The organism is Pseudomonas sp. KK4, assembly GCF_001984065.1.
Lineage (GTDB): Bacteria > Pseudomonadota > Gammaproteobacteria > Pseudomonadales > Pseudomonadaceae > Aquipseudomonas.
Genome location: NZ_LYVP01000027.1, coordinates 45,730 through 60,739, shown reverse-complemented (window position 1 = coordinate 60,739; position 15,010 = coordinate 45,730). Strand labels below are relative to the sequence as shown.

13 protein-coding genes are annotated in these 15,010 nt (G+C 63.0%); 5 read left to right on the top strand and 8 right to left on the bottom strand.

Annotated features, from left to right (window positions below):
• On the bottom strand, positions 1-275 hold a 275-nt coding region (locus B0W55_RS12185; protein ID WP_139340904.1), incomplete at its 3' end, for a CHAD domain-containing protein.
• A gap of 96 nt (positions 276-371) precedes the next feature.
• A complete protein-coding gene (locus tag B0W55_RS12180; protein ID WP_077046249.1) occupies positions 372-650 on the bottom strand; it encodes a hypothetical protein in 279 nt (92 codons plus the stop codon).
• A 220-nt stretch (positions 651-870) separates the two neighbouring features.
• On the opposite strand from B0W55_RS12180, the gene B0W55_RS12175 reads away from it, so the two are divergent.
• Complete coding sequence (locus B0W55_RS12175; RefSeq protein WP_077046244.1) at positions 871-1,908, top strand: patatin-like phospholipase family protein; 1,038 nt, start codon at positions 871-873, stop codon at positions 1,906-1,908.
• A 142-nt stretch (positions 1,909-2,050) separates the two neighbouring features.
• On the opposite strand, the gene B0W55_RS12170 is transcribed toward B0W55_RS12175, so the two are convergent.
• The 6 genes from B0W55_RS12170 to kdpF form a co-directional block, all read right to left on the bottom strand.
• Positions 2,051-2,749: a response regulator gene (locus B0W55_RS12170; RefSeq protein WP_077046243.1), complete on the bottom strand. Its 699-nt coding sequence runs from the start codon at positions 2,747-2,749 to the stop codon at positions 2,051-2,053.
• Positions 2,750-2,797: 48 nt separating this feature from the next.
• The gene (locus B0W55_RS12165) at positions 2,798-5,449 is read right to left on the bottom strand and encodes a sensor histidine kinase KdpD (RefSeq protein WP_077046242.1); all 2,652 of its coding nucleotides are present in this window, start codon (positions 5,447-5,449) and stop codon (positions 2,798-2,800) included.
• Positions 5,450-5,587: 138 nt separating this feature from the next.
• Positions 5,588-6,133 (bottom strand): potassium-transporting ATPase subunit KdpC, encoded by a 546-nt coding sequence (gene kdpC, locus B0W55_RS12160; protein ID WP_077046241.1) that lies wholly within the window; start codon positions 6,131-6,133, stop codon positions 5,588-5,590.
• A gap of 195 nt (positions 6,134-6,328) precedes the next feature.
• Positions 6,329-8,386 carry a potassium-transporting ATPase subunit KdpB gene (gene kdpB, locus B0W55_RS12155; RefSeq protein WP_077046240.1) on the bottom strand — a complete coding sequence of 686 codons (2,058 nt, stop codon included), beginning with the start codon at positions 8,384-8,386 and terminating at the stop codon, positions 6,329-6,331.
• A gap of 10 nt (positions 8,387-8,396) precedes the next feature.
• Positions 8,397-10,091 carry a potassium-transporting ATPase subunit KdpA gene (kdpA, locus tag B0W55_RS12150; protein WP_077046239.1) on the bottom strand — a complete coding sequence of 565 codons (1,695 nt, stop codon included), beginning with the start codon at positions 10,089-10,091 and terminating at the stop codon, positions 8,397-8,399.
• A gap of 8 nt (positions 10,092-10,099) precedes the next feature.
• A complete protein-coding gene (kdpF, locus tag B0W55_RS12145; protein ID WP_007899818.1) occupies positions 10,100-10,189 on the bottom strand; it encodes a K(+)-transporting ATPase subunit F in 90 nt (29 codons plus the stop codon).
• A gap of 352 nt (positions 10,190-10,541) precedes the next feature.
• Here kdpF and rfbB point away from each other — a divergent pair, with 352 nt between their 5' ends.
• From rfbB to eat, 4 genes are all read left to right on the top strand, one after another.
• Positions 10,542-11,624 (top strand): dTDP-glucose 4,6-dehydratase, encoded by a 1,083-nt coding sequence (gene rfbB / locus B0W55_RS12140; RefSeq protein ID WP_077046238.1) that lies wholly within the window; start codon positions 10,542-10,544, stop codon positions 11,622-11,624.
• Entirely contained in the window at positions 11,621-12,499 is an 879-nt protein-coding gene (gene rfbA / locus B0W55_RS12135) for a glucose-1-phosphate thymidylyltransferase RfbA (RefSeq protein ID WP_077046237.1), read from the top strand. The genes rfbB and rfbA overlap by 4 nt, the downstream gene beginning before the upstream one ends.
• Positions 12,496-13,362: a dTDP-4-dehydrorhamnose reductase gene (gene rfbD, locus B0W55_RS12130; RefSeq protein WP_077046236.1), complete on the top strand. Its 867-nt coding sequence runs from the start codon at positions 12,496-12,498 to the stop codon at positions 13,360-13,362. The genes rfbA and rfbD overlap by 4 nt, the downstream gene beginning before the upstream one ends.
• A gap of 188 nt (positions 13,363-13,550) precedes the next feature.
• Positions 13,551-14,915, top strand: a complete 1,365-nt coding sequence (eat, locus tag B0W55_RS12125) for an ethanolamine permease (protein ID WP_077046235.1) — start codon at positions 13,551-13,553, stop codon at positions 14,913-14,915.
• Positions 14,916-15,010 lie beyond the last annotated feature (95 nt).

The following is a 15,010-nucleotide window of genomic DNA, read 5'->3' as shown; positions in this document are numbered from 1 at the left end:
TGCGCGGCCTGCGCCTGGCCATGCTCGAGCAAGTAGGCCGCCAGCACCTCACGATCGCGCAACGGCGTGGTCAGGTCGCCGACTTCTGATGCCGCCACTTCCAACTGTTCGACCCCCGGCAGGCCGCGCAGTGGCCGCAACAGGCTGCGCAAGCGGCGCACCGTAGTGCGCAGGTCGTGCAAGGCCTCCGGGTCTGTGCGCTCGCTCAAGCGTGCCTGGCAGGCCAGCAGGCGAACTTCCAGACCCAGGACGTGGGCCACCAATCGGTCAATCATGGGGTTTACTCCGAAAACAGCGGCTAGCTGCAAGCTTCAAGCGGCCAGTTGAAATGCGGCGCCGCCCGACTTGCAGCTTGAAGCTTAGAGCAGCATTTAGCGCCCCGCGCGGGACTCACGAATGTAGAAGCGCGCCTTCTCGGCCTTCTGGGTGCACCCTTCGAACCCTTCGAATTGCTGCTGGGTCTTGGCTGCAGTCAGCAGCGACAGGGCCTTGGAGTAGCTGACGGTACCGGCAAAACCCTCGGCCTTGGCCAGGTCCAGTTCATGCCATGCCGCATCCAGATTGCTGCCGCAGCTGTCGCGATAAGCGGTTTTACCGGCGCATCCGGCCAGTGCCAGGGCAATCAATGGCACACAGATCCAGGCTTTCATCATTTACACCTCAATGAGAAGAAACAGTCATGCACGTAGGACGGTCCGCCACGGGAAAAGTGCCGTTCATCGTCGGCACTCACTATAGCGCTGGCGAGACTATTCGGCTGCCGCCAAAAGCTGTCGAAAAAACGACGCACTCGCGGCACCCAACGACCTCGGCGATTGAACCTCGCCCCTCGATGGGTGCATTGTTGAACCATTGAGACGAGGGCGATTGATGAAAAAGCGTGTCGCACTGGTGTTGGGCTCCGGTGGAGCCCGGGGTTATGCCCATATAGGCGTGATCCAGGAGATCGAACGGCGGGGCTACGACATCGCCTGCATTGCCGGTTGTTCCATGGGGGCGGTGGTCGGCGGCATCTACGCCGCCGGCAAACTGGATGAATACCGCGACTGGATCGAGAGCCTGGACTACCTCGATGTGTTGCGTCTGGTGGACGTCAGTTTCCGCCTGGGGGCGATTCGCGGGGAGAAGGTGTTCGGGCAGATCCGCAAGATCGTTGGCGAAATCAATATCGAAGACCTGCGCATTCCCTACACGGCGGTGGCCACCGACCTGACCAACCAGCAGGAAATCTGGTTCCAGGAAGGCTGCCTGCACCAGGCGATGCGCGCCTCGGCGGCGATTCCCAGCCTGTTTACCCCGGTGATGCAGGGCAACCGCATGCTGGTGGACGGCGGCATTCTCAACCCCTTGCCGATCGTGCCGGTGGTGTCGAGCCACTGCGACCTGATCATTGCGGTCAACCTCAACTCCACCAACCAGCGGCACTACAAACTGCCGGTGATCCAGCGCCCGGCGGCATTCAGGATGCGCTTCGACAGTTTGATCAGTTCGGTAGGGTCAAAGCTGCCGTTTCGGCGCAAACAGGCGGAAAAACTGCTGGAACTGGAAAAAGAAGCACTGATCGCAGAAGCGGCAGAGATCAATCCCTGGGTGGAATCCGCCGAACCTGAAGCCCAGCAACCGGCCGCCGCGCCGGAACGCGATGGTGCGCCGAAGTCCGCCACTGGGTCGTTCATCATCGATAACGTGGGGCCGGCGTCCTTGCTGGACCTGATCAACCAAAGTTTCGAGGTGATGCAAACGTCGTTGGCGCAGTACAAGATTGCCGGGTATCCGCCGGATATCCTGATCAACGTGCCCAAGCGGGTTTGTCGGTTCTTCGAGTTCTACAAGGCGCCGGAATTGATCGCCTTGGGGCGGGAGATTGCGCGGGATACGCTGGATCGGTATGAGAATGACCGGGAGTGACAGTCTGAAAGTTCTCGGGTGAATGTCAGGGCCTCTTCGCGAGCAAGCCCGCTCCCACCGTTGACCGCATTGCTTATGGACAACGCGGTCAACGGTGGGAGCGGGCTTGCTCGCGAAGGCGTCAGGCCAGGCAACACATCACCTAAAGCGTGCCCTCACTCAACAACCGATACCCCACCCCCGCCTCGGTCACGATGAACCGCGGCCGGGTCGGATCATCTGCCAGTTTCTGGCGCAAATGCCCGACCACGATCCGCAGGTAATGGCTGTCATCGGTGTGGGTCGGGCCCCAGATGTCTTTCAATAACTGCTGCTGGGTGATGACCCGCCCCGGATGCCGCGCCAGTTGCGCCAGCACCGCGTACTCCTTGCGGGTCAGCGCCACTTCGCTGCCGTCGAGCAACACCCGCCGATAGGCCAGGTCCACGGTCAGCGGGCCGAAGACCAGTGCCGCCTGCTGGGCCTCGCCCACCGGTGCCTGGCGCAGCAGAGCGCGGATCCGTGCCAGGAACTCCTGAATGCCAAAAGGCTTGGTCACGTAGTCATTGGCGCCACCGTCCAGCGCTTCGACCTTCTGCCCTTCGCCGGCACGCACCGAGAGCACCAGCACCGGCACCGTCGACCATTCGCGAAACTCGCGCAGCACCTGTTGGCCGTCCATGTCAGGCAACCCCAGGTCCAGCACCAGCAGATCGGGTTTGTTCAGTGCCGCCTGGGCCAGGCCTTCGCTGCCGGTGCCCGCCTCCAGCACTTTATAGCCCTGGGAGGCGAGGCTGATGCGCAGGAATTTGCGGATCTGCGGTTCGTCGTCGATGACCAAAATGGTCGCGGTCTGGCTCATGGATTCACATCAACAAAGAAAATTGGCAGAAGAGTAACGCAAGCAAGCTCAGCCTTCACTGTCGTCCCCCGGCTGAGCCTGCAACGGCAAGTGCAGGGTGATGCAGGTGCCGCGCCCGTCGATGCCATCGGCGACGCTGATTCGCCCGCCATGGGCGCCGACCATGCCCTGACAGATCGCCAGCCCCAGCCCCGTGCCCTGCCCGCCGCGATCCCCACGGGCGGCGGTGTAGAACATGTCGAAGATCTTCGCCCGGTCCGCTTCCGGAATCCCCGGGCCTTCGTCGCTGACCGAGAAAAACAATTCACTGTCGTCAGCGCCGGCGCGCAATTGCAAACGCCCGTGGGACGGTGAAAAACGTGCGGCGTTTTCCAGCACATTGACCAAGGCCTGCTCGATCAGCGCGGCATGGACGAACAGCAGCGGCAACTCCGCCGGCACTTCGGTACTGACCTGCAAGGGCGCCAGCACCGCGCGCAGCCGATTGAGCGCGCTGCCGACGATGTCCGCCGGCGAGACCCAGTCCCGCGCCAGCTTCAGCGCGCCGTGACCGAGGCGGGTCATGTCCAGCAGGTTCTGGATGTAGCGGTCCAGGCGTTCGGCTTCGTCGCGGGTGCCTTCGAGGAGCTCGCGGCGATCTTCCAGCGGGATCGCTTCGCCCAGGGCCAGCAGGCTGTCGATACTGCCGCGCATGGAGGTCAACGGGGTCCGCAGGTCGTGGGACACCGAGGCCAGCAAGGCACTGCGCAATTGCTCGGTTTCGCCGTGCAGCCGCGCTGCTTCCAGGTCGTCGGCCAATTGCGCGCGGGCCAGGGCCTGGGCCAGCGGCTGGCTCAACGCGGTCAACAAGCGCCGCCGCTGACCGCTCAAGGTCTGGCCTTCTTTGGCGCACACGCCGAGCAGCGCCAGCGGGCCCTCTTCCGCCGACAACGGCCACCACCACCAACGGCCGAACGGCAAAGTGCCGGTGCCCGCCCCCGCCGGCTGATCGTGTTGCCAGGCCCAGTCGGCGGCGGCGCGTTCGGCTTCGGTGAATTCCAGCGGGCCGCCGGTTTCGACTTTCCAACCGTGCTGGCCATCGCGGTTGAGCAGGCACAGTTGAAGCTCGCTCCAGCCATTGAGGTGCTGGGCGGCGGCGCTGATCACGGCCTGGCGGTCGGTGGCAGCGGTGAGTTTGCGCGACAGGTCGAGCAATTCGCTGGTCTCTTCCTGGGTGTCGCGCAGGGCCTGCAGCTGCCGGCGTTGCCGTGCCGCGAGATTGCCGGTGAGCGCGGCCATCAGCAGGAAAAACAGCAGGGTCAGCACGTCTTCTTCGCGCTGGATGCTGAAGGAAAAATTCGGTGGGATGAACAGAAAGTCGTAGGTCAGAAACGACAGCGCGGCACACGCCAGCGCCGGTCCCAGGCTGCTGCGCACCGCCACCAGCAGCACCGCCGCGAGGAACACCAGTGAGATGTTCGGCAGTGGCAGAACACTCGCCACCGCCCAGGCCAGGGCACTGGCCATCAATGTCGCAACCACCGCCAGGGCATAGTCGAACCACACCAGCGGCTGTATCGAACGCGGCCGTGGCTGATGCAGTTCGTGCTCGCTGTCCAGGACGTTGATTTCCAGGCCGCTGGCACTGCGCAGCAATCGCGCGGCCAGGCCACCGCCGAACAGACGCCGACGCAATCGCGGCCGGGACTGACCGACCAGCACCAGTGTGGCGCGGCGTTCGGCGGCATGCTGGATCAGGGTTTTCGCCACTTCACCGGCGCGCAGCAACACCACTTCGCCACCCAGGCGCTCGGCCAGTTGCTGGGCACTCTGCAGGCGCAACCGGGACTGCTCGTCGCGCACGCTGCCGTTGTCCACGTGCACCAGGCTCCACGGCAGGTGCCGACGCTGGGCCACGCGGCTGGCGTGACGCACCAGGCGTTCGGCCTGATGATCGCCATCGACCCCGACCAGCAAACGACCGCGCACCGCCGGCGCGGCCTGACCGAGTTGGCGATAACCCTGGGCCAGATCGTTGTCGACCTGGGCCGCGGCGGTCTGCATCGCCAGCTCCCGCAGGGCGGTGAGGTTGGTCTGAGTGAAAAACGCATCGATCGCCGCCCGCGCCTGCTCCGGCACGTAGACCTTGCCATCGCGCAGGCGCTCGAGCAGTTCTCGCGGTGGCAAGTCGATCAGCAACAGTTCGTAGGCTTCCTGCAGCACCCAGTCCGGCAGGGTTTCGCGCACCTGAACGCCGGTGATGCCGCGCACCTGATCGTTGAGGCTTTCCAGGTGCTGGACGTTGACCGTGGTGTAGACGTCGATGCCGGCGGCGAGCAGTTCCTGAATGTCTTGCCAGCGTTTGGCGTGGCGGCTGCCAGGGGCGTTGGAGTGGGCCAGTTCGTCCACCAGCACCAGTTTCGGTTGAGCGGCGAGCAGGCCGTCGAGGTCCATTTCTTCGAGCATCACGCCGCGGTATTCGGAGCGCACCAGGGGTTGCTGGGGCAAGCCGCCGAGCAGTGCTTCGGTTTCGGCGCGACCGTGGGTCTCGACCACCCCGGCGATGAGTTTCACGCCCTGGCGCAGTTGGGTGTGGGCCGCCTGCAGCATGGCGTAGGTCTTGCCGACGCCGGGCGCGGCACCGAGGAAAACCTTGAGCCGGCCACGGCCATCGCGGGGCAGGTCTGCTAACAGCGCGTCGGCGCGGCCGGAGTCGCTCATGCTTTGGGTCTCTTATCTACAGGGAGTGGTGCGTTGATTTTGAAGCCGTCTTCGCGAGCAAGCCCGCTCCCACAGGGTTCTCCAGCGTTCACATAACCTGTGGGAGCGGGCTTGCTCGCGAATGGCCGCGCCGCTGATTTACAGCTTTTCCAGCGCCAGATTCAACTCAAGCACATTGACCACCGGTGGGCCCACCAATGGTTGCTCGATGTGCGCATTCAGCAGGTTTTGCAAGGTCGCCACCGGCACATTCCGCGCCGCCGCGACACGCGCCAGTTGATAGGCAATCGCCGCCGGTGGCAAGTGCGGATCGAGGCCGCTGCCGGAAGTGGTGATCAATGCCAGCGGTACCGGACCCTGGCCGGGTACCAATTGTTTGTTGGCATCGTCGATCACGCGGGTGGCCAGGGCCGGGTTGCTCGGTGCCAGGTTGCTGGCGCCGCTGGACACGGTGGCAAAGGCACCGGCCGATGGCCGTGGATGGAACCAGGCATCACCGACGAAATCCTGGGCGATCAGGGACGAGCCGCGGACCTTGCCCTCGGCATCGTGCACCAGGCTGCCATTGGCCTGATCCGGGAACGCGACCTGGGCCACGCCGGTGACCACCAGGGGATAGGCGACGCCGGTGATCAGCGTCATCAGGACCAGCAGGCTCAGGGCCGGGCGTATCATTGTGGACATTTTGGAATCCTCGAACTCTTCAAAAACGGACACATCACCTGTGGCGAGGGAGCTTGCTCCCGTTCGGCTGCGAAGCAGTCGCCAACCCGGTGAATGTGGTGTGTCTGAACAAATACGGTGCCTGGGGTGGGGCTGCTACGCAGCCCGACGGGAGCAAGCTCCCTCGCCACAAAGGCGCCCTGGCACCACCTGGCCTCAAACCCAATGCAACGCCGTCAACAGCATGTCGATCGCCTTGATGCCCACGAACGGCACCAGAATCCCGCCCAGGCCATAGATCAGCAGGTTGCGGCGCAGCAATGCCGCCGCGCTCGCCGCCTGCACCCGCACACCACGCAGCGCCAGGGGAATGAGCACGACGATGATCAGGGCGTTGAACACGATCGCCGAGAGGATCGCGCTCTGCGGGCTGCTCAGGTGCATGACGTTGAGCACGCCGAGTTGCGGGTAGATCGCCGCGAACAGCGCCGGCAGGATCGCGAAGTATTTGGCCACGTCGTTGGCGATGGAGAACGTGGTCAGCGCGCCGCGGGTCACCAGCAATTCCTTGCCGATCTGCACCACGTCCAGCAGCTTGGTCGGGTCGCTGTCGAGGTCGACCATGTTGGCCGCCTCGCGCGCCGCCTGGGTGCCGTCGTTCATCGCCATGCCCACGTCCGCCTGGGCCAGGGCCGGGGCATCGTTGGCGCCGTCGCCGCACATCGCAACCAGGCGACCGTCGTTTTGCTCGTGACGAATGCGCGCCAGTTTTTTCTCCGGCGTGGCTTCGGCCAGCACGTCATCCACACCGGCTTCGGCAGCGATCGCGGCGGCGGTCAGCGGGTTGTCGCCGGTGACCATGACCGTGCGAATGCCCAGCTTGCGCAGCTCGGCGAAACGCTCGCGGATGCCGGGCTTGACCACGTCCTTGAGGTGGATGGCGCCGAGCAACTTGCCATCGGCACAGACCAGCAACGGCGTGCCGCCGCTCTGGGCGATCTTGTCGATTTCCCGGGACAGCGGTGCGGCCAGGTCAGCGCGTTTCAAGCCAACGAACGCCAGCAGCGAATCCACCGCGCCTTTGCGATACACGCGGCCTTGATAGTCGACACCGGACAACCGGGTTTCGGCGCTGAACGGAACGGCAGTCAGCAATTCGCTGGCAGGTTCCGGCTGCGGTTGAGTGGTCCGCAGGTATTCGACGATGGATTTACCTTCGGCCGTGTCATCGGCCAGGGAGGCCAGCAAGGCGCCCTCGGCCAGTTCCTTGGTGGTCACGCCCGGCGCCGCTACTACAGCGGTGCAACGACGGTTACCGAAGGTGATGGTGCCAGTCTTGTCCAGCAGCAGAACGTGCACGTCCCCCGCCGCTTCCACGGCGCGACCGGATTTGGCGATCACGTTCAGGCGCACCAGACGATCCATGCCGGCGATACCGATGGCGGACAACAGACCGCCAATGGTGGTCGGGATCAGCGTGACCAATAACGCCACCAGGAACACCAGCGGCAGGCTGCCGTTGGCGAAGTGGGCGAAAGGCTGCAGCGTGACGACCACCAGCAGGAAGATCAGGGTCAGGCCGATCAGCAGGATGTCGAGGGCCACTTCGTTCGGGGTTTTCTGGCGCTTGGCGCCTTCGACCAGGGCGATCATGCGGTCGAGGGTCGACTCACCGGGGTTGGCGGTGATCTTCACCAGCAGCCAGTCGGACACCAGTCGGGTATTGCCGGTGACCGCCGAGCGATCGCCGCCGGATTCACGGATCACCGGCGCGGACTCACCGGTGATCGCCGCTTCGTTCACCGCCGCGATACCTTCGATCACTTCGCCGTCACCGGGGATCATCTCCCCCGCTTCGACCCGCACCACATCACCCTTGCGCAGGCTGGTGGCGGGCACCACCTGGAAGGTGCCGTTGCTGGTCTTGCGCCGGGCGCTCAAGCCTTCGCTGCCGGCCTTGAGGCTGTCGGCACGGGCCTTGCCGCGACCTTCGGCCAGGGCCTCGGCGAAGTTGGCGAACAGTACGGTGAACCACAGCCACAACGCGATTTGCGCAGCGACGAAGGTCGGCACCGCCGTGTCGGGCACGAAGCACAGCACGGTGGTGAGGATCGCGGTCAGCTCCACCACCAGCATCACCGGCGCGCGTTGCAGCTGCCGTGGGTCGAGCTTGACGAAGGCTTGCACCAGCGCCGGACGCCACAGGGCCGAGATCGCGGTTTTCGGTTGTTCCGGCGCCTTCACGGCGACCGGTTTTGTTGCGGGCATATTCATCATTGACTCCTTAGAAGCCCATGCTCAGGTGTTCAGCGATTGGGCCCAGCGCCAGGGTCGGCAGAAAGGTCAGGCCGCCCACCAGCAAAATGGTCACGGTCAGCAATGTCACGAACAGCGGGCCATGGGTCGGGAAGCTGTTCTGGCCGATCGGCGCGGTTTTCTTCATCGCCAGGCTGCCCGCCAGGGCCAGTACCGGCAGGATGTAACCGAAGCGACCGATCAACATGCCCAGGCCCAGCATCAGGTTGTGGAACGGCGTGTTGGCGCTGAAACCACCGAACGCGGAACCGTTGTTGGCGCTGGCCGAGGTGTAGGCGTACAGCAACTGGCTGAAACCGTGGGCGCCGGGGTTGCTTACCGAGGCCACAGGCCCTGGCAGGCTGGCGGCAATCGCGCCGAGCACCAGCACGCCCACCGGCATCACCAGCAAGGTCACCACCAGCAATTGCACTTCCTTGGCCTGCAGTTTCTTGCCGAGGTATTCCGGGGTGCGGCCGATCATCAGGCCGGCAAGGAACACCGCGATCAACACGTTGAGCAACATGCCGTAAAGCCCGGCCCCGACGCCGCCGAAGATCACTTCGCCGACCATCATGTTGACCAGCGCCACCATGCCGCTCAGCGGGTTGAGGCTGTCGTGCATGCCGTTGACCGAACCGTTAGACGCCGCCGTGGTGGTCACCGACCACAACACAGTGGCGGTGGTGCCGAAGCGCGCTTCCTTGCCTTCCAGCGGCGCGGTCTGTTCCACGGCGACGTTGTTCAGCGCAGGGTTTGGCTGATATTCGGCCCACAGCGAGGTGGCGCCGCCGATCAGGAACAAGGCGAACATGCAGGCCACAATTGCGCGGCTCTGGCGCAGGTCTTTGACGTAATGGCCGAAAGTGAACACCAGGGCGACCGGAATCAGGATGATCGACGCCAGTTCGAACAGGTTGGCCCAGGCCGTCGGGTTCTCGAACGGATGCGCCGAGTTGACGCCGAAGAAGCCACCGCCGTTGGTGCCCAGTTGCTTGATCGCAATCTGGCTGGCAGCCGGGCCCAGCGGGATCACCTGATCGACGCCCTGCACGGTCACGGCATTCACGTACTGGGCGAAGGTTTGCGGCACGCCCTGCCACACCAGGTACAGCGCCAGCAGCAGGCACAGCGGCAGCAGGCCATAGAGTGTGGCGCGGGTCATGTCGACCCAGAAGTTACCGAGGTTCTGGGTGGATTTGCGACCGATGCCACGGCACAGCGCAACCAGCACGGCCAGGCCGGTGGCGGCGCTGACGAAGTTCTGCACGGTCAGACCGACCATCTGGCTCAGGTAGCTCAGCGATGCTTCACCGCTGTAGGCCTGCCAGTTGGTGTTGGTCATGAAACTGATGGCGGTGTTGAACGCCAGCGTCCACTCCTGGCCCGGCAGGTTCTGTGGGTTGAGCGGCAAGTGGTCCTGGAACAGCAGGATCGCGAACAGCAACAGGAAACCCGCCAGGTTGAAGGCGAGCAAGGCCAGGGTGTATTTCTGCCAGGTCTGTTCGGCCTGCGGGTCGACCCCGGCCAGGCGGTAGCAGCCCCGCTCCACCGGCCCGAGGATCGGCGTCAGCCAGGTGCGCTGGCCTTCCATCACCTTGTAATAGAAGCGCCCGAGAAACGGCGCCGGGACCAATACCACCGCGAAAAACGCGAGGATCAGCCAATAGTCATAACTGTGCATAGCCGCTCCTAGTTCCGGTCCGCGCGCAACAGCGCAACCAACAAATAAATGAACAGCCCCACTGCCAACAGCAGTGACACCCCGTCCAGAACGCTCATGGAAGATCTCCGTGTTACGGCGTATTGCCGCGTGTGGAGTCATTGTCCGGAGGGAGGGTGTAAAGGCGCGAGATCGAGGGGGGGTGCGGGGTATAAAGAATGTGTAAAGAGTGGGTTTATGGGTTTGTTACAGCGGTGTCTGGACGGGCCTCTTCGCGAGCAAGCCCGCTCCCACAGTTGAACGAAGTCATTCGAGCGAAGGCGATTCCAAATGTGGGAGCGGGCTTGCTCGCGAAGGCGGGATAAAGGCCAATGGAGCAAGATCAGATCGCCGCCTCTATTGCACTCCCTCACTCATGCCGACAAGCTATGCCACTCTGTGTCATCGACTCACTGAAAAAGGCTGGCCCACATGCGTATCCTCATCACCGGCGGTGCCGGGTTCATCGGTTCTGCCCTGATTCGCGAGTTGATTCGCCATTCCAGCCATGAAGTGCTCAACCTGGACAAGCTGACCTACGCGGGCAACCTCGAGTCACTGACCAGCATCGCCACGGACACTCGCTATGAATTCGTCCAGGCCGATGTCATCGATCAGGCGGCGGTCAGCGCGGTGCTTACGCGGTTTCAACCCCATGCAATCATGCACCTGGCGGCCGAATCCCACGTCGATCGCTCCATTGACGGGCCTGCGGATTTCATCCAGACCAACATCGTCGGCACCTACAGCCTGCTGGAAGCGACCCGTGCCTATTGGCAAACCCTGGCCGAGCCGGAAAAGAGCGCCTTCCGCTTCCATCACATCTCCACCGACGAGGTCTATGGCGACCTGCACGGGGTCGATGACCTGTTTACCGAAACCACGCCCTACGCGCCGAGCTCGCCCTACTCTGCCAGCAAGGCCGCGTCCGACCATCTGGTCCGCGCCTGGCACCGCACCTACGGCTTGCCGGTGTTGCTGACCAACTGCTCGAACAACTACGGCCCGTTTCATTTCCCGGAGAAGTTGATCCCGCTGGTGATCCTCAATGCCTTGGCGGGCAAACCGCTGCCGGTGTATGGCAACGGCCTGCAAGTGCGCGACTGGCTGTTCGTCGAAGATCACGCCCGGGCGCTGATCAAAGTGGTGAACGAGGGCACCGTCGGCGAGACCTACAACATCGGCGGTCACAATGAACAAAAGAACATCGATGTAGTGCGTGGCATTTGCGCCCTGCTCGAAGAACTGGCACCGGAAAAACCCGAAGGTGTGGCGCAATACGCCGACCTGATCACCTTCGTCCAGGATCGCCCGGGCCATGATGTGCGTTACGCGATCGATGCCGGCAAAATCCAGCGCGACCTGGGTTGGGTGCCTGCCGAAACCTTCGAAACCGGGCTGCGCAAGACCGTGCAGTGGTACCTGGACAATCTGGAGTGGTGCCGCCGCGTCCAGGACGGCAGTTATCAAGGCGAACGCCTTGGCGCCATCAACCCCAAGGAGCTTCTCGCTTGATGAAAGGTATCGTGTTGGCGGGGGGCTCGGGCACGCGCCTGCACCCGATTACGCTGGGTGTGTCCAAACAGCTGTTGCCGGTCTACGACAAACCGATGATCTACTACCCGATCTCGGTGCTGATGCTGGCCGGGATCAGGGAGATCCTGGTGATCTCGACCCCTTTGGACCTGCCGCAATACCGTAACCTGCTCGGTGATGGCAGCCAGTTCGGGATCAATGTCAGCTACGCCGAACAGCCATCACCCGATGGCCTGGCCCAAGCCTTTCTGATTGGCGAGCAGTTCATTGGCAGCGACCCGGTGTGCCTGATCCTCGGCGACAATATTTTCCACGGTTCGTATTTTGGTGCGCAGTTGCAAAACGCAGCCAAACGGTCATCCGGCGCAACGGTCTTCGGGTACTGGGTCAAAGACCCCGAACGCTTTGGCGTGATCGACTTCGACAGCGAAGGCCGCGCCCTGTCCATCGAAGAGAAACCCAAAAAACCAAAATCCAGCTACGCCGTCACTGGGCTGTACTTTTATGACAATGACGTGATCGACATCGCCAAGGCGGTCAAGCCGTCAGCACGGGGCGAACTGGAGATCACCGACATCAACAACGCCTACCTCAAGCGCGGCGACCTGCAGGTCGAGCGCTTCGGACGTGGCTTCGCCTGGCTAGACACCGGCACCCACGACAGCTTGCTCGAGGCTTCCCAGTACGTGCAGACCATCGAGCATCGCCAGGGCCTGAAGATCGCCTGCCTGGAAGAAATCGCCTACACCAACGGCTGGATCGACCGCGAGCAGTTGCTGGAACGGGCGCACTACTTCGGCAAGACCGGTTACGGTCAATACCTAGCCAAGCTGGCAGGCGAACACGAATCATGAGAATGCTCATCATCGGCCGGCATGGGCAGGTTTCCCGGGAACTGCAGAGCAGGCTGGGCGCAGTCGGCGAGCTGATCGTGCTGGGTCGAGATGAACTCGACCTGGCGCAACCCGAGCAGATTCGTCGACAGGTGCGAAGCGTTGGTCCCGATCTGATCATCAATGCGGCGGCCCATACGGCGGTGGATTTGGCCGAAAGCGAGCCAGACCTGGCCTTTGCCATCAACTCGACCGCCCCAGGCATCCTGGCTGAAGAAGCTTTAACCCTCGATGTGCCGTTGATTCATTACTCCACCGATTATGTCTTCGACGGTGAGAAAGTCGGCCCTTACACCGAAGACGACACGCCCCATCCGCTCGGCGTCTATGGAAAGAGCAAGTGGGCGGGCGAACGCGCCATTGCCGAAGTGTCGGGCAAGCACCTGATCCTGCGCACCAGTTGGGTTTACTCCAACCATGGCCGCAATTTTCTGCTGACGATGCAACGGCTGCTGCAAGAGAAACCCGAGCTGCGCATCGTCGCCGATCAGATCGGCGCACCGACCTGGGCCGGCACCATTGCCAACAGCACCCTGGCGTTGATCGAGCGCTGGCAGGCCGGTGGAACCGCTTGGGGTACCTATCACTTGACCGCCCAAGGCGAAACCTCCTGGTTTGGCTTCGCCCAGGCCATTGGTGAAGCGCTGCGCCAACAGGGCAAGCCTTGTGCAACCTTGATTCCGATTCCTTCCAGCGAGTATCCAACGCCCGCTGTTCGACCGCTCAACTCCCGCCTCGATTGCAGTCGCTTGGCGCGTGAATGGGGCGTCAGCCAACCTGACTGGCAAACCGCGCTGCAGGCGTGCCTCGCCGGGCAACCTTGAAAAACCTGCCCGAGAAGACGGCAATACAGCCAGCATCGCCCCCAACTGGCGCATAAAAATGCTGGCATCCCGCGTCGATCATCCTCGATACGACAGCTTTCCGCCCTTTACGACCTGTCATGCGAAAATGGCACGCCCGCTGCAAACGCCCTCCCCCGAGCTTTCCAAACCGTTCAGGGAGCAAACGCATGAACACACAACTCAAACCCACGCTGGGCACGCTGCACTTGTGGGGCATTGCGGTGGGGCTGGTGATTTCCGGGGAGTATTTCGGCTGGAGTTATGGCTGGGGCGTGGCCGGGACGCTGGGCTTTCTGGTGACGTCATTCATGGTCGCGACCATGTACACCTGCTTCATCTTCAGCTTCACCGAACTGACCACCGCCATTCCCCATGCCGGCGGGCCCTTTGCCTACAGTCGCCGCGCCTTTGGCGAAAAAGGCGGGTTGATCGCAGGTCTCGCCACGCTGATCGAGTTCGTCTTCGCGCCACCGGCGATTGCCCTGGCGATTGGTGCCTACCTCAACGTTCAGTTCCCCGCCCTTGATCCGAAACACGCGGCGGTGGGCGCTTACATCGTGTTCATGGGCCTGAACATCCTCGGGGTGAAGCTGGCGGCGACCTTTGAACTGGTGGTCTGCGTGCTGGCGGTGGCGGAGCTGCTGGTGTTCATGGGCGTGGTCGCTCCGGCGTTCAGCTTCAGCAACTTCGCCCTCAATGGCTGGGCCGGTTCCGATGTGTTCGGCGCACCGGCGATTGCCGGGATGTTTGCGGCGATTCCGTTCGCGATCTGGTTCTTCCTGGCCATCGAAGGCGCGGCGATGGCCGCCGAAGAGGCCAAAGACCCGAAACGCACGATTCCCAAGGCCTACATCAGCGGCATCCTGACCCTGGTGTTGCTGGCCATGGGCGTGATGTTCTTTGCCGGTGGCGTGGGTGACTGGCGCACCCTGTCGAACATCAACGACCCGCTGCCGCAAGCGATGAAAACCGTGGTCGGCGAGAGCTCTGGCTGGTTGCACATGCTGGTGTGGATCGGTCTGTTCGGTCTGGTGGCGAGTTTCCACGGCATCATCCTCGGCTACTCGCGACAGTTCTTCGCCCTGGCCCGCGCCGGGTACCTGCCGGCGTCGCTGGCCAAGCTGTCGCGGTTCCAGACCCCGCACCGGGCCATCATCGCCGGCGGCCTGATCGGTATCGCTGCGATCTACAGTGATGGCCTGATCAACCTGGGCGGCATGACGCTGACGGCGGCGATGATCACCATGGCCGTGTTCGGCGCGATCGTGATGTACATCATGAGCATGCTCAGCCTGTTCAAACTGCGTAAAACCGAACCGAACCTGGAGCGCACCTTCCGCGCGCCCTGCTATCCGTTGGTGCCGTTCATTGCCTTGGTGTTGGCGGTGGTGTGCCTGGTGGCCATGGCCTGGTTCAACGCGCTGATCGGCCTGATTTTCCTCGGCTTCATGGTGGTGGGCTTCGTGTACTTCATGCTGACCGCGCAATTGCGGGCGGATGCGCCGGCGGATGCGATGTTGACGGGTTTGTAGGGTGACCTCGACATATCAGGCCTAGAATGGAACCACTGCGAAAACAAATCGCTCAATAGTGGTATGCAGGATCGATTGGCGAAATCCGTCAATCG